Genomic DNA, 16,902 nt, shown 5'->3' with positions numbered 1-16,902 from the left:
TAAAGGAATGATATATAGGATAGACATATTATTAAAAGCTAGTGTTGCAATACAGTATGATTATGAAACAACAATATTAATTTTTGGCAATATGTACGATTAAAAAAGAATCATAAAAAGTGGTAGGTGTAATAATGAGAAATGACTATGTAGATATAATTTATCAAAATGTAAAAATTCAAGAAGGACGGCAGGCCATAGAGAAATTATTGATTGATTTCTATTTTGCCCGTGGATATTCCAGTAAAGACTATGCCGTACTGAACAATATTCCAGTCCCTTTGGTAACAGCAATAAAAAATGAAGCGTTGAAACTTAAGCTTTTAGAAAAATCAACAGGTATTCACTTGAGCCTTAAAGGTAAACAATTTGTTGAAAATGAATTAGGATATAGAGGAATTAATGTGAAATTATATAAAACATTAAATATTAGTAATGCTGACAAGATAAAGGAGCGATTATCATTAAATCTTAATAATATCTTTGAGAACAGGCCAAAGGCGGATGTATCTGTTGATCAATCTAAATGTACTCTGGAAACTGCTATAAAAAGAGCTTTATTATGTCTTGAAAATAATTGCTTGATTGGGAAAAATATTCTCTGTGTCGGCGATGATGATTTGATCAGCGTTTCCATAGGAATGTTGCTGCATACTTTATATAGCGGCAACATGAATCTATGTAAAACCAAAATCTATGTTTTAGACAGTGATCAAAGAATATTAGATTATATTTGTGAAATTGCAAAACTATATGACTTACCTGTTAATTGCTACAATATTGATTTCCGTGACTCAATCCCAAACGAGTATATTAGTAAAATGGACTGCCTTTACACAGATCCTCCGTATACATTATCAGGAATGAAGCTATTCTTATCAAGAGGATTGGAGTGCCTAAAAAATTCTGTTTCTTTGAATGTGTTCTTATCTTACGCTCATAAATCACAAGAAGAAATGTTAAAAATCCACAAGATATTTATCGAATTAGGTCTATCTGCGTTAAGAATTATGCCCAAGTTTAATCGTTATGAAGGCGCAGGTATTTTAGGAAATAGTAGCCAGATGTTTTTATTGAAGACAACTGCAGCCGCAAGATCTCCAATTATCGGAGAAAAATTTAATATTCCAATATACACAGGAGAAATAAAAAAAACACGTCGGAAATACGGCTGCAAGAACTGTAACACTATACATTATGTTAGCTTGGAAGATACCTACAGTACAATAGAAGAATTAAAAACTGCCGGTTGTACAATTTGCGGACACCATTTTTTCAATATGGTTAGCAAAAAGAAAATGTTAAATGGCGATAAGGAAAGTTACAAATAATGATTTATATATAATTGAAGCATTTGAAAAAGAAATTTCAATCCTCTCTTTTCAAGACGATGTAACACTTGATATCAATTTTTACAAAATTTAAGGCACAACTTTAAACCAACACAATTAACAATGGAATTAAGTTTGGAAGGAGGTTCAATTTTGAAATACTCAGGATATCATTTAGTAATCGATTTATTTGGTTGTAATTTCGACCAGTTAGAAAATACAGAATATATTATAGAAATGCTTAAAAAATTAGCAGAGATACTGGATACCACAATCATTACAAAAGCATTTCACAAGTTCCATCCCCAAGGGTTTAGCGGTGCATTAATCATTTCAGAGTCACATATAACAATACATACATGGCCGGAAGATGATTATACAGGAATTGATATATTTACATGCTCTAAATGTTTTGATTCTGGAAAAGTAGTAGCTTATTTAAAAGAAAACTTAATATTTAAAAAGATGGAAATCAAGGAAATACTGAGAGGTAAAATTGATTAATATTACCACAAGGAAAACTATCAAGTATTAAATAATTAAAGAAAAGCGTTGAAATTTTGAAAACAAAATGTCAATGCTTTTTATATTTTCAAGGGAATAGCTTGGTGTTAGTACAAATATATTAAAAAAATGGATAACGTTTTGTATTGTAAATATATGAAATATAACAACGCCTATACCATTTCGCTTGTTTTTTCAAGTTTCATATACATTTTTTCTTGTTGTTTTGTAGTAAATTGAAAATAAATTTCAGTATTAGAAACAGACTTATGTCCAAGCCACCATTGAAGTTCTTTAATATCCATTTCTGACTCTGCTAAATGAACAGCAGTTGTGTGTTTAAGAGTATGAAAATGATGCTTGCTTTTATTACTTATATTAGCAATTTTACAATATTTTTTCATCAAATAATCTAGGGTTTGACAAGAAATAGGATTGTTTTTTGGCTCTTAAACAATGTTTCAGAATTACAGGATATTTTATAATCCCTTATATACGTATCAAGAGCTTCTTTGGTAGTGACATCAAGTATTATTGTATTGTTATTACTACCTTTTAATCTTTTACAGTAAATATCTTCCTTATCTGCGTTGTAATCATCTAACTTTATAAGAGAAATTTCTGAGGCTCTTAAGCCACATCTATTAGGCTGAGGGAATTATATCATAGGGTATTATATAGTAAAAAAGATTAAATAATATTTAACACATAACAATAATTATGAATGAAATTATGATTTTACATAAAACTTAATTTAATAGCAGAAGAATCTAATAATATACAAAAAAGTTTGTTTAAAGATGGTGGTACTTTAAAATAATAACTGAAAGGATTAAGGGAGGGATCTCTTAGTCCTTTTTAGTTTGTTATATAAAATTTTACTAGAATTTGTGCAATTACAAAGCACAATAATTAGTTAATAGATATAGAAAATTATATTTTAAAGTGAGGATTTTAAAAAAGATTATCATTTATGAATAAGTATCATCGGTTAAATGAGGGAATTATATACGTAAAAGTAAATAAATATAAAATAAGTTAAAAAATTAAAAGAGTGTAACTGATTTACACAGTATATAACTAGAGTGTGTAACCCTATACGGTATATGAATAAGTGGATTTGGTAATAAAAAGATATTGGCATGATGTTTGCTATATATAATAGTGTACATACAAATAAAAAATTAAGGGGGTGTGTTCTATGGAGAAAGGAATAAAAATAGTAACTATAGGTGGAGGATCAAGTTATACTCCCGAATTAGTTGAAGGATTAATAAAAAGGTATAGTGAGTTACCAGTTAGAGAGTTATGGTTAGTAGATATAGAGGAAGGAAAAGAAAAATTACGTATTGTAGGAAACTTGGCTAAAAGGATGATAAAAAAAGCAGGAGTACCAATGGAAATACATTTAACATTAGATAGAAAAGAAGCATTGAAAGATGCTGACTTTGTAACAACTCAAATAAGAGTAGGACTTTTAGATGCAAGAATAAAAGATGAAAAAATTCCTTTAAGTCATGGCATTATAGGGCAAGAGACTAATGGAGCAGGAGGAATGTTTAAAGCATTAAGGACGATTCCTGTAATTTTGGATATAGATGAGGATATGAGTAAATTGTGTCCTAATGCTTGGATGATAAATTTTACTAATCCAGCAGGTATGATTACAGAAGCACTGCTAAGATACGGAAAAAATAAAAAGGTTATAGGATTATGTAATGTACCAATAGGTATGGAAAAAGCAGTTGCAAATGTTTTAGAGATTGAACATAAAAGACTAAGAATGGATTTTGTAGGATTGAATCATATGGTATTCGGAAAAGAAGTGTACGTAGATGGAGTAAGGGTTACAGATAAACTAATTAATTTATTAGCTGATGGAAATATAGATCAGATAGTTAAAAACATATCGGATTTTACATGGGATAAAGATTTTATAAAGGCTTTAGGAATGATGCCATGTCCATATCACAAATATTATTTTCAAACAAAAGATATGCTAAAAGAAGAACTAGAACAATTTTCTAAGGGTGAAACCAGAGCAGAAGTTGTTAAAAAAGTAGAAGAAGAATTATTTGAACTTTATAAGAATGAAAATTTAGATATTAAACCTTCTGAATTAGAGAAAAGGGGAGGAGCTTATTATAGTGATGCCGCTTGTAGGCTTATATGTTCAATATATAATGATAAAAAAGATATTCAACCAGTAAATATAAAAAATAATGGAGCTATAATAGGCATTTCAAATGAATCTGCTGTAGAAGTCTCATGTATGATAACAAGAGATGGCCCTAGGCCAATAGCAGTAGGGGAATTGCCAGTAGCCATAAATGGACTAATACAACAGATAAAAACTTTTGAAAGATTAGTAGTAGATGCAGCAGTTTTTGGTGATTATCATAAAGCAATATTAGCATTGACTGTAAATCCTTTAGTTCAATCAGATAAACTTGCTAAGGTATTGGTAGATGAACTTATGATAGCACATAAGGATTATTTGCCACAGTTTAAAGAACTTATAGAAGAAAATCTAAAATAATTGTTATTTTAAAATAGATCATTATTATTAATTGCTTATAAATATATAAAAAATATATATACAATAAGGGGAGGGTTAAAAGATGAAAAAGTTCTTTGACTGGATGGAAGAGCATTTTGTTCCAATAGCAGCTAAAATAGGTTCTCAAAGGCATTTAGTTGCTATTCGTGATGGTTTTGCTTCAATTACTCCAATTATTATGGCAGGAGCTTTTGCAGTATTATTTAATAATTTAGGATGGGAACCATATCAAAATTTTATGAATTGGTTATTACCTGCTAATTGGAAAGATTTTGGTGGTGGAGTCTGGAATGGTACTTTCGCTATAATGTCATTATTAATAGTATTTACTATATCATATCATTTGGCTAAATCATATGAAAAAGATGGATTATCAGCGGGAATTGTATCTCTAGCAGCTTTGTTAATTTTATATAAACCGACAAAAGATGGGGCATTATCAATGGATTTCTTAGGAGGTCAAGGATTATTTGTTGCATTGATAGTTGCATTAATAGCTACAGAAATTTTTGTTAAATTGGTAGGAAATCCAAAACTAATTATTAAAATGCCAGAGGGAGTTCCACCAGCAGTAGCAAAATCCTTTGCAGCATTATTGCCATCAATTATAGTTTTAGCTATTACAGCAGCAGTAAAGCAAATTTTTGCAGCGATAGGAGTAGCAGATATACATCAGGCATTATTCTTAGTAATACAGGCACCATTGCAAGGTGTAATGGGAAGTTTGGGTGGTTTATTAGTATTAGTTTTAGTACAACAATTTTTATGGTTCTTTGGTTTACATGGTTCAAATATACTTGCACCAATTATAAATGCAGTATTATTACCACTAACAGAGGCCAATGTAAGAGCATTTAAAAATGGAGTAAATCCTGAGCATATAATAAATAGTCAGTTCTTAGATTCTTATGTAAATATGGGAGGATCAGGCGCCACTATAGCTTTGCTAATTGCAATATTCATAATTGGGAAAAAGAGTAAAACACAAAAGACTATTGCAAATTTAAGTATAGCACCGGGAATGTTTAATATAAATGAACCCGTTATATTTGGTTTACCAATAATTTTAAATCCAATATATTTCATACCATTTATATTAGCACCATTAGCTTCTGGGATAATCGCATATGTATTGACTTTTATAGGGTTTGCGCCTAAAGTTGTAGTAATGGCCCACTGGACAACACCACCAATATTAGGAGCTATTATATCAACAAATTCGATAAGAGGTGGAATTACAGCTCTTATTTGTATGGCAGTTAGTATAATAATATATATGCCATTTGTCCATATGGCAACAAAGAAAGATCAAAAAAATATAGTAAAAGTAGAAGAAACACATTCAATTTAAAAAAAATTGTTCAAAGTAAAGGCCGTATGCAGTAATGCATACGGTTTTAATTATTTACCATTTTTGCATAAAATTAATATGTTACAATATAATTAGATAAAAGTGGTAATTAGGGGGGAGCTAATGAGTAAAATTGATGAAATTTACCAGTCTTTAATTGAAATGGAGTCACAAAAGGGAGAAGGTATTTCTGCTGCTTATTTAAGTGAACATATGCATTTAAATAGAGCTAATGTGAGCAGATACCTTAATCAGCTAGTTAAAGATGAAAAAATAGAAAAAATGCAGGGGAGACCTGTATTATATTGTTCCTTAAGACAGAAAAGTAATGAAAATAAATTTAATAAAAGGAATAGTTTAGATAGAATGATAGGATCAGACTTGAGTCTTAATGTACCAATACAGCAAGCAAAAGCTGCAATACTTTATCCTCCTAATGGGCTCCATACTCTTATATTAGGAGAAACTGGAGTAGGTAAATCTATGTTTGCAGAGCTTATGTATCATTTTGCTAAAGAGTCTGGAGTAATTAAAAAAGAAGCTCCATTTATAAGATTTAATTGTGCAGATTATGCGGATAATCCTCAATTAGTAGTAGGACAAATATTTGGAGTTAAAAAAGGAGCTTATACAGGAGCAGAAAATGAAAAAGAGGGATTATTGAAGAAAGCTGATGGAGGAATTTTGTTTTTAGATGAAATCCATAGGCTATCTCCTCAAGGTCAAGAAATACTGTTTACTTACATAGATAAGGGATGTTTTAGAAAATTAGGGGATACAGAAAATTTAATAAAAGTTAAAGCGCAGATTATTGCTGCAACTACAGAAGATCCACAATCCTATCTTTTGAAAACATTTGCAAGAAGAGTGCCTATGATAATAAATATTCCAGTTTTAAAAGATCGTACTATGAATGAACGCTATTATTTAATTCAAAAGTTTATAACTATGGAATCTAAAAGGTTAGAAAAAAATATTTATATAGATAAAAATGCCTTAATATCATTTTTGCTATACGATTGTCCAAATAATATAGGACAGTTAAAAAGTGACATACAGTTATCTTGTGCAAAGGCATTTTTAGATTACAAGAGTAAAAATTTAAAGTATATATTGATTAAACAAAGTGATTTGCCTAAGAATGTAAAAAGAGGATTTATGCAAATTAAACAATATAGGGAAAAGGTAAATAGTTTACTGAATGAGAAACGGGATATATTGGTATTTTATCATGATAATAACATTGAAGATAATTTTTTAAATCAATCAGAAGAAAGTAATAAAAACAGTTATTTCTATGATTTAATTGAAAAAAAATTTGTCACATTAAAAAATCAAGGAATAAATGAAAAGGATATAAATGATATATTGAATATAGATATAGAATCTCATTTTAAAAAATATATCAGTGATTTGCCACAGAATTTTAGAAAGGAAGAAATAACAAAAGTAGTAGGTAATGATATAGTAACTGTTGTAGATAAAATTTTAAATGTAGCCCAAAAAAAATTAAATAGAGAATTTGATGAAAAAGTTTATTTTGGTTTAGCATTACACCTACAACAAAGTATTGAAAGAATAAGACAAGGGCGTAGTATATATCATCCTAAACTAAATTTTATAAGATCACAATATGAAAATGAATTTATGGTTTCAATAGAGATAGCCAAAATAATAGATAATAGATTTAATATAGAAACTCCCTTAGACGAAATAGGATATTTGACTATGTTTTTAGCCTCAAATCAATATGAAAATATTGTAAATAATCCCCAAAAAGTGGGTATACTTGTAATAATGCATGGAAAGGCTACAGCTAGCAGTATGGTTCAAGTATCAAATGAGTTATTAGGAGAAGATTGCGCAAAGGCTTTAGATATGCCTTTAAGTATGAAAGCTGAAGATATGTACGAAATTGCAAAACTTAAAATTAAAGAATTAGATATTGGTAAAGGTGTTTTGTTATTAGTAGATATGGGTTCACTCAATAATTTTGGATCTATGATTTCAGAAGAAACAGGAGTAAACATAAAAACTATAGATATGGTAAGTACTCCAATAGTAATAGAGGCTTGTAGAAAATCTTTGTTAGGAAGAGGTTTAGATTATATATATAATTCTTGTAAAGAACTAAGTGAATTTGGAATTCAAGTAAAATCTAAAGATATAGTAAAAGAAAAACATAAACCTAAAGGTTTGGAAAAATTTTTAATAATAACAGTATGCTTTACTGGTCATGGTGGAGCAGAAAGGATAAAGGATATAATATTAAGTTCAATAAAAGAAAATTCAAAATTAAAAGTAATACCTCTTAATATATTAGATAAAAGCAAGTTTCTAACTAATGTAGAAAGTCTTAGTCGGGACTATAAAATTATTTCAATAGTTGGAACAATAAATATTTTTATAAAAGATATACCTTTTATATCAGCAGCAGAAATTTTAAGTGGAGATGGAATAAATGTATTAAAAAAATTAATTGATAAAGAAAGATATTTTTTCAAAATAAAGAACTCTATACAAGATCATATAAATTTAAAGGATTCAGATAGTTTAGTTGAACTTGTAACAGAAACCATTGAAAGAATGGAGAAAGATTTAAATGTAAACATTCCCAATGATGTGAAGATAGGAATGATACTTCACATTAGTTTTATGATAGATAAGATAAAAAATGGAGGATTAGAAAATAATTTTGAAAATTTAAGAGAGTATATAGCTAAATATGAAAAAGAATTTAAAGTCGTAGATAAAAATTTTATAAACATAGAAAAAGCTTATAATATATCTATAGGAGATAGCGAAAGAGCCTATATATTAAAGATGTTTATTAATAATAGTGTAAGTGTGTAATTAAATATACACACTTTTTTGTTGCAAACACTTAATTACATTGGATATATAGTTGGCATGCAATTTGCTGTAAATATAATATAGTAATAATTATGAGAATGTTTAAAGGGGGACTTTAAATGAAAAATATTTTATTAGTATGTTGCGCAGGAATGTCTACTAGCTTACTGGTAACAAAAATGAATGCAGTAGCTATAAAAAATGGAATAGATGTTAAAATAAATGCTGTTCCAGAAGCAGAATTAAAAAAGTATATTGATGATGTAGATGTAATTTTACTTGGACCTCAAGTAAGATATTTGTTGAATCAAGTAAGGGATCAAGTAAAAACAAAAGGAATAAATGTAGATGTTATAAATAGTATGGATTATGGGACTATGAATGGGGAAAAAGTTTTAAATTTTGCTTTAGATTTAATTGATAAATAGTGAGAATGATCAAAGATTATGGTAGAATAATTGATTTTTCAATTTTAGTTAAATCATTTAATTTTTTTAAGCAGCAATATATAGTATTTATAACTATAGAATAAAATTGAATATAAAAGATATAGCAATAAAAAAGTATTATAAACATGGTAAAGAATATTTTAAAAAAATAAGAACAGGAGTGAGCGGTTAGTATGGAAGAGATGATACTCAACATTATAACACATAGTGGAGAAGCTAGAACTTATGCAATGGAAGCAATACAATATGCAAAAAAGAGTGAGTTTGATAAAGCTAAAAAATCTATAGAAAAGTCTAACGAGGAACTAGGGTTAGCCCACAGTTACCAAACTAATTTAATTCAAGAAGAGGCTGCAGGTAATAAGGCTGAAATATCACTATTGTTAATCCATGCCCAGGATCACTTAATGACTACTATGACATTAAAAGATCTTGCTATTGAATTAGTTGAAGTTTATATGAGATTATAAGCTAATAAGAATAAAATATATTTATTAAATTCATATAATTAATTATAGGAGGCTATGATATGGATTATGTAATAGGAGTAGATGCAGGAGGAACAAAAACTGAAGCAATAGCTTATGATTTAAAGGGACATGAATTAATAAAAAAAGTTACTGGATTTGGCAACTTAGTATTGAATGAAAAAGAAGCTATAAATAATATACTTAATTCAATAAAAATTTGTATAGATGAATTAGGTAAAGAAGGATTAAAAAAGATATATATTGGAGCTGCTGGAATGGAAGTAGCTAACAATGCATATGTAATAGAAAAAAATATAAAGGAAAATTTTCATGCGGATGTATTAGTAATAAATGATGGAGAATTAGCATTAAAAGCAGTATTAAAAGGGCAAGATGGTATATTAACTATAGCTGGGACTGGATCTATATGTATAGGAATTAGAAATAATATTAAAGATAAATGCGGGGGATGGGGACATTTATTAGGTGATGAAGGCAGTGGATATTCTATTGCTATTAATGCATTAAAAAGAATGATTTATGAAGAAGAATTAAAGTTAGAAAAAAGTAAATTGCATAAAGAAATTTTAAAAGAACTAAATATAAGAAGTACAGATGAAATTTGCGCATTTGTATACTCTTCTACAAAAGATAAAATAGCTTCCCTAACTACATTAATATCCAAGTTAGGAGAAGAAGGAGAGGAAAATGCAATAGATATATTAAAAAAAGAAGGAAAAGCTCTTGGATTAATAACAGAAAGAGTATATAAAAGGTTGAATTTTGAAAATAAATGTTTAATAGGAGTAAAGGGAAGTGTTATAGAAAAAGCTAAAGTTTTAAGACAAGCTTTTAAGGAATATTTATTAGCTAATTTAGGAGTAGTAGAAATAGTACAAGAAGATGTATCATCTAGTAAAGGAGCTTATTATATGTATTTAAAGGAAATATAAACAGAAGTTTTATTTTTAGATTAGGTTTTAAATAATGAATAAAAATCAAATTTTATCCTATATTTGCTACCATTAAGACTATAATCCTTAATGGGTTCAATATGACTGTAGATAATGTGTTCTAATAAGGAGATAGGGCTTCAAGGACTCCAGTTTATGCTAAGAATTGTGTTTATATAAATTTGAAACTCATCTCAATATATAGAGATGAGTTTTATAATAAAGATGAAAAATTATAAATATTATTTATTACTGATGTTTTAAAAATAAAAGAGTATATAACTTATAATAAAGTTTGGAGTGAATTATATGAGGAAATTGGGGATATCTGTATATCCATCAAACACAAATAGTGAAAAAATAAAAGAGTATATAGAACTTGCAGCGAAGTATGGGTTTAAAAGAATTTTTACATGTTTAATATCTTCAGAAGAAATGGAAATAGATCAATTAATTAGTATATTTAAGGATATAATTCAATTTGCAAATACAAAAGGAATGGAGGTTGTAGGAGATGTTGAACCAGAAGTATTTAAAAGACTTAAAACTTCTTATTCAGATTTATCCATTTTTAAGGATATAGGATTTTATGGTATAAGATTAGATTTAGGATTTAGTGGAGTTGAAGAATCTATAATGTCCTTTAACAAATACGGAATAAAAGTAGAACTGAATATGAGTAATGGTACAAAATATATAGACAATATTTTAACATATAAGCCTAACTTAGAAAATATATTAGGCTGCCATAATTTTTATCCACATAGATATACTGGATTAAGTTATAAACATTTTCTAAAGTGTAGTAAACAATTTAAGGATTTAGGCATAAGAACTGCGGCATTTGTAAGTTCAAAAGAAGCAAAATATGGACCATGGCCTGTATCAGAAGGATTAAGTACATTAGAAATGCATAGAGAATTGCCTATAGAAGTTCAAACTAAACATTTATTTGCTACAGGATTTATAGATGATGTTATTATTGCTAATGCATTTGCTTCAGAGGAAGAACTTAAAGCGTTAAGTAAAATTAATAAAGATATGTTAGAGTTTAAAGTTAATCTTGTAGATGAAATTCCCGAAGTTGAAAAAAGAATAATTCTTGATGAATTTCATTTCAATAGAGGGGATGTATCTGATTATTTAGTAAGATCAACTCAAAGTAGAGTTAAATATAAAGATCATAATTTTCAAGCTTTTAATACTGTAGACATTAAAAGAGGAGATTTGTTAATAGAATCTTCATTATATAAAAGGTATGCAGGGGAATTACAAATTGCACTTAAGGATATGAAAAATTCAGGTAAAACTAATGTTGTAGGAAGAATAGCAGATGAAGAAATATTTCTTATTGACTATTTAGAGCCTTGGGAAAAGTTTGGATTTACTCTATAAGGTATAATAGTATAAAAAATATTATTTTATCTATTATTAATATACCTGAATTACTATTTAATTTATGTTTTAAATATATATCAATTATATATAGGGTTAAAAATTTTCATTATTATTAATAAAGCCTCCATAAATATAATAATATAGATTTAAAAAAGACTATGAAGAAGCCTATGTTGGCTTAAAACTTCATGGTCTTTTTGTGTTTTATAAATATATTAAAAATCTTTATACAATCTTTATACAATGAAAAGCAGTCTTAATACCTTCTTAATACTATAAATGTTATTATGTGAAATATATAAAATAAGCAATGGAGGGACAATTAATTATGGTTGATATTATTTTCATAGCATCACTTTTTTTAGGATTTACTTCTATAAAGTTATTTGCAAATTGGTGTGAAAAACAAGTTGTTAAAAAATAGTACTATGTGGAGGAATGAATATGTGGATTTTGATTATAGTCATTATATCACTTTTTATATATTTGGCTTATGCATTATTTAATCCGGAAAAATTTTAAGTTTGAAATTGATATGGGAGGAAGACTTATATGGAATTATTACAGATAATAGTACCCTTAATTATATTTATGCTTTTAGTAGTGCCAATGGGTAAATATGTATATTGTGTAGCCACTGGCGACAAAGCAATTGGAGATAATTTTTTTAATAGAATTGATAATTTTATTTATAAAATATGTGGAATAAATAAAGATGAAGAAATGAGCTGGAAAGAATATGTGATTTCAATTATTGTAGTAAATGCAGTTATGGTATTTATAGGATATATCATACTTAGAACTCAGGGATTGCACATTTTAAATCCTAAGAAAATAGGAGGAATGGAACAAAGTTTATCATTTAATACAATCATAAGTTTTATGACAAATACAAATCTACAGGATTATAGTGGGGAATCTGGACTTTCTTATTTTAGTCAGATGGTTGTAATAATTTTTATGATGTTTACATCTGCAGCGACAGGTTTTTCAGCAGCATTGGCTTTTATGAGAGGTATTATAGGAAATAAAAAAACTATGGGCAATTTTTTTGTGGACTTAGTAAGAGTTATTACTAGAGTTTTATTACCGGTATCGATGATTGTAGGGATTTTACTAGTAGCTCAGGGGGTGCCACAAACTTTTTCAGGTACACAAACTATAACTACAATAGAAGGTAAGATGCAAGATATAGCACTAGGGCCTGTGGCAGCTCTTGAATCTATAAAGCATATAGGAACAAATGGAGGTGGTTTTTTTGGAGCAAATTCATCACACCCCTTTGAGAATCCTACACCTATATCAAATTTAATAGAAATTTTATCAATGATGATACTTCCAGGTACGATGGTTTATACTTTTGGATTAATGCTTAAAAATAAAAAGCAAGGATGGGCAATATTTATTGCTATGTCAGTATTATTTCTTATAGGGTTACCAATATGCTATTTTGCAGAGAAATCAGGAAATCCATCCCTTGCCCATATTGGATTTAATCAATTAATGGGTAATATGGAAGGTAAAGAAGTAAGATTTGGTATAGGTCAATCTACATTATTTACAACAGTAACAACAGCTTTTACTACAGGTTCTGTTAATAATATGCATGATTCATTAACACCAATAGGAGGCCTTGTAGCACTTATGAATATGATGCTTAATGTAGTTTTTGGTGGAAAGGGTATAGGTTTTATGAATATGATTATGTATGCCATACTTACGGTTTTCCTATGTGGACTCATGGTTGGACGAACTCCAGAATTTTTGTCAAAAAAGATTGAAGGTAAAGAAATTAAGCTTATAGCTCTTGCTATAATTATTCATCCATTTTTAATATTAATGTCTTCAGCACTAGCTTTAGCAGTCCATCAAGGGGTAGCGAGTATATCAAATTCTGGATTCCATGGCATATCACAAGTTATATATCAATTTACAACTTCAGCCGCTAATAATGGATCTGGATTTGAGGGACTTTCTGACAATACTCTGTTCTGGAATACAGCTACAGGTATAGTAATGTTTTATGGAAGATATTTATCAATTATAATACTTCTGGCAGTAGCAGGATCATTCGCTTCAAAAAAATCAATACCAGTTTCTATAGGAACTTTTAGAACAGATAATACAATGTTTACAATAATTTTAGTATTTATAGTTTTAATAATAGGTGCTTTAACATTCTTGCCGGCTTTAGCACTTGGACCTATTGCAGAGCATCTTACATTATGGCATTAATCACAACAGTAATTATTAAGAAAAAGGAAGATGAGGAGAATAATAATGAGTGATAAAAATGGGAAATCTAAATTTATTACAAAAAAAATAGTAAATGAAGCTATTTTAGAATCATTTAAAAAACTTGATCCTAAATACATGATAAAAAATCCTGTAATGTTTGTGGTAGAGATAGGTTTGGCTATATCTTTAGTACTTACATTATTACCTAATTTATTTGGGGACCAGGGTAACAATATAAGAACTTATAATCTTATAATAGCAGTAATATTGTTTATAACAATATTGTTTGCAAATTTTGCAGAATCAGTAGCTGAAGGCCGTGGAAAGGCACAGGCTGAAAATTTAAAGAAGACAAAAAAAAATACTATAGCAAAACTTTTAGATTCTAAGGGAAATATTAAAATTATTAATGCAAATGAACTAAAAAAAGGTGATATAGTTTTAGTGGAAAATGGAGACACAATTCCAAATGATGGGGAAGTAATAGATGGTATTGCATCTGTAGATGAATCTGCTATAACAGGTGAGTCAGCTCCAGTTATGAAAGAAAGCGGAGGCGATTTTGCTTCTGTTACAGGAGGGACAACAGTTGTAAGTGATTGGTTAAAAATTAAAATAACTGCAACACCTGGTGAATCATTCTTAGATAAAATGATAAATCTTGTAGAGGGAGCATCAAGGCAGAAGACTCCAAATGAAATCGCATTAAATACTATACTTGTTAGTTTAACTCTTATATTTGTAATAGTTATAGTATCACTTTATCCTATGGCTAGTTATTTAGGAGTTAAAATTCAAATATCTACATTAATTGCACTTCTTGTATGTTTAATACCTACAACTATAGGCGGACTTCTATCAGCTATTGGTATTGCAGGTATGGATAGAGTTACAAGATTTAATGTAATAGCTATGTCAGGAAAAGCAGTTGAGGCTTGTGGAGATGTAGATACCATGATACTTGATAAAACAGGCACAATAACTTTTGGTAATAGACTTGCATCAGAATTCATGCCTGTTGGGAAGTCAGAAATTATGGATTTAATAAATTATTCTGTTATGTGTTCATTAAAGGATGATACACCAGAAGGAAAATCTATAGTTGAACTTGGTAATAAATTAGGTGCAACAATTAATTTTAAAGATTATGAATATCTTGATTTTATAGAATTTACAGCACAAACAAGAATGAGTGGAGTAGATTTAAAAGATGGTTCTATGGTAAGAAAAGGTGCCTATGATAGCATTAAGAATAGGGTAAAGGAAATGGGAGGAATTATACCAGAGGAGTTAGAAGATACTGTTAATAAAGTTGCAAAATTAGGAGGAACTCCCCTCGTAGTTTGTGTTAATGATAAAATATATGGGGTAATTTATCTTAAAGATACAGTTAAACCAGGATTAGTTGAAAAATTTGCAAGACTTAGAGAAATTGGTATTAAAACAATAATGTGCACTGGAGATAATCCCTTAACTGCAGCAACTATTGCTAAAGAGGCAGGAGTTGATGGGTTCATAGCTGAATGCAAACCTGAAGATAAAATTGAAGCCATTAAAAAAGAACAAGAAGAGGGTAAGCTTGTGGCAATGACTGGGGATGGAACTAATGATGCTCCTGCACTTGCACAGGCAGATGTGGGGCTTGCTATGAATAGTGGTACTACAGCCGCTAAGGAAGCTGCTAATATGGTGGATTTGGATTCAGATCCTACTAAAATTCTTCAGGTAGTTGAGATAGGAAAGCAATTGTTAATAACCAGAGGGGCTTTAACAACTTTTAGTATAGCAAATGACGTAGCAAAATATTTTGCTATAATACCAGCTGTTTTTACTGTGGCTATACCAAAGATGCAGATTATGAATATAATGAAACTTTCAACACCATATAGTGCTATACTTTCAGCATTAATATTTAATGCAATAATAATACCACTACTTATACCAATAGCAATGAAAGGTGTTAAATATAGACCAATGAAATCAGAAACAATGTTACTTAGAAATATGTTTGTTTTTGGGCTAGGAGGGGTGCTTGTCCCATTTGTAGGAATTAAACTTATAGATATAACTATAACTCCATTAGTTAGAATTCTTAATTTGGGATAAAGTATAAAATTTACACAATTAAGGAAAGGAAGATTTCTTATGAAAATAATAAAAAGAGCTATTGTTGTAAGTATTGTTTTGATGATACTTTGTGGAATTATATATCCACTTACATTAACAGGAATAAGCCAACTGGTTTTAAATAAAAAAGCAAATGGAAGTATGATTTCAATTAATGGAAAAGAAGTGGGATCAAAACTTATAGGACAAAATTTCACAGATCCAAAGTTTTTTAGAGGAAGAGTTTCAGCTATAAATTACAATACTTATAAAGTAGCAGATACAAAATTAGATAAGTATGGAAAAATAGCTTATAGTGGAGTTAGTTCAGGCTCCGAGAATCTAGCACCTTCTAATAAAGAGCTTAAAGAAAGAGTACAAAGGGATATGGAAGAGTTCTTGAAATTATACCCTGGGGTTAAAAAAGAAGATATTCCAACAGATCTATTAACAAGTTCAGCTTCAGGACTTGATCCCAATATAAGTCCAAAAGCTGCTAAAATTCAAATACCAGCGGTTTCAAAAGCATCTGGTATTAGCAAAGCTAAGCTTGAGAAAATAGTAGATAAATATACTGAAAAAAGAAGTTTAGGTATATTTGGAGAACCAAGAGTAAATATATTAAAATTAAATATAGAAATAGCTTCAATTTTAGAACATAAATAAATTGAATGTTTATTTAAGAAATA

At 28.9% G+C, this 16,902-nt stretch carries 13 protein-coding genes and 1 pseudogene; 13 read left to right on the top strand and 1 reads right to left on the bottom strand.

Translation table 11 applies throughout. The features are described 5' to 3' along the window. Positions 1-134 precede the first annotated feature (134 nt). Both ACYUDJ_RS12390 and speD read left to right on the top strand, forming a co-directional pair. Positions 135-1,331, top strand: a complete 1,197-nt coding sequence (locus ACYUDJ_RS12390) for a bis-aminopropyl spermidine synthase family protein (RefSeq protein WP_043032562.1) — start codon at positions 135-137, stop codon at positions 1,329-1,331. Positions 1,332-1,484: 153 nt separating this feature from the next. Beyond that, the gene (gene speD, locus ACYUDJ_RS12385) at positions 1,485-1,835 is read left to right on the top strand and encodes an adenosylmethionine decarboxylase (RefSeq protein WP_042384154.1); all 351 of its coding nucleotides are present in this window, start codon (positions 1,485-1,487) and stop codon (positions 1,833-1,835) included. A gap of 173 nt (positions 1,836-2,008) precedes the next feature. Here the strand turns inward: speD and ACYUDJ_RS12380 are convergent. Then, positions 2,009-2,478, bottom strand: a pseudogene (locus ACYUDJ_RS12380) (tyrosine-type recombinase/integrase); the annotation flags it as partial. 558 nt (positions 2,479-3,036) lie between these two features. On the opposite strand from ACYUDJ_RS12380, the gene ACYUDJ_RS12375 reads away from it, so the two are divergent. The 11 genes from ACYUDJ_RS12375 to ACYUDJ_RS12325 all read left to right on the top strand — a co-directional run bounded on the left by ACYUDJ_RS12375 (position 3,037) and on the right by ACYUDJ_RS12325 (position 16,879). Continuing rightward, entirely contained in the window at positions 3,037-4,374 is a 1,338-nt protein-coding gene (locus tag ACYUDJ_RS12375; RefSeq protein ID WP_003483131.1) for a 6-phospho-beta-glucosidase, read from the top strand. An 82-nt stretch (positions 4,375-4,456) separates the two neighbouring features. Continuing rightward, positions 4,457-5,746 (top strand): PTS sugar transporter subunit IIC, encoded by a 1,290-nt coding sequence (locus ACYUDJ_RS12370; RefSeq protein ID WP_003483132.1) that lies wholly within the window; start codon positions 4,457-4,459, stop codon positions 5,744-5,746. 123 nt (positions 5,747-5,869) lie between these two features. Then, a complete protein-coding gene (locus ACYUDJ_RS12365) occupies positions 5,870-8,599 on the top strand; it encodes a sigma 54-interacting transcriptional regulator (RefSeq protein WP_043032561.1) in 2,730 nt (909 codons plus the stop codon). Between the two features lie 119 nt (positions 8,600-8,718). After that, entirely contained in the window at positions 8,719-9,027 is a 309-nt protein-coding gene (locus tag ACYUDJ_RS12360) for a PTS sugar transporter subunit IIB (protein WP_003483137.1), read from the top strand. A 194-nt stretch (positions 9,028-9,221) separates the two neighbouring features. Then, positions 9,222-9,518, top strand: a complete 297-nt coding sequence (locus tag ACYUDJ_RS12355; protein ID WP_003483139.1) for a PTS lactose/cellobiose transporter subunit IIA — start codon at positions 9,222-9,224, stop codon at positions 9,516-9,518. A gap of 59 nt (positions 9,519-9,577) precedes the next feature. Beyond that, positions 9,578-10,471, top strand: a complete 894-nt coding sequence (locus ACYUDJ_RS12350) for an N-acetylglucosamine kinase (RefSeq protein WP_003483142.1) — start codon at positions 9,578-9,580, stop codon at positions 10,469-10,471. A 309-nt stretch (positions 10,472-10,780) separates the two neighbouring features. Continuing rightward, a complete protein-coding gene (locus ACYUDJ_RS12345) occupies positions 10,781-11,866 on the top strand; it encodes a DUF871 domain-containing protein (protein WP_003483145.1) in 1,086 nt (361 codons plus the stop codon). A gap of 441 nt (positions 11,867-12,307) precedes the next feature. Then, positions 12,308-12,391 carry a K(+)-transporting ATPase subunit F gene (gene kdpF, locus ACYUDJ_RS12340; RefSeq protein ID WP_073860781.1) on the top strand — a complete coding sequence of 28 codons (84 nt, stop codon included), beginning with the start codon at positions 12,308-12,310 and terminating at the stop codon, positions 12,389-12,391. A gap of 30 nt (positions 12,392-12,421) precedes the next feature. After that, complete coding sequence (gene kdpA / locus ACYUDJ_RS12335) at positions 12,422-14,104, top strand: potassium-transporting ATPase subunit KdpA (protein WP_003483148.1); 1,683 nt, start codon at positions 12,422-12,424, stop codon at positions 14,102-14,104. 45 nt (positions 14,105-14,149) lie between these two features. Then, positions 14,150-16,213 carry a potassium-transporting ATPase subunit KdpB gene (gene kdpB / locus ACYUDJ_RS12330; RefSeq protein WP_003483150.1) on the top strand — a complete coding sequence of 688 codons (2,064 nt, stop codon included), beginning with the start codon at positions 14,150-14,152 and terminating at the stop codon, positions 16,211-16,213. Positions 16,214-16,252: 39 nt separating this feature from the next. Then, entirely contained in the window at positions 16,253-16,879 is a 627-nt protein-coding gene (locus ACYUDJ_RS12325) for a K(+)-transporting ATPase subunit C (protein WP_003483152.1), read from the top strand. Positions 16,880-16,902 lie beyond the last annotated feature (23 nt).

It is taken from the genome of Clostridium sp. CTA-6 (assembly GCF_054768115.1).
Note: the sequence above shows the minus strand (reverse complement) of the source record. Positions and strands in the feature narration are given on the sequence as shown.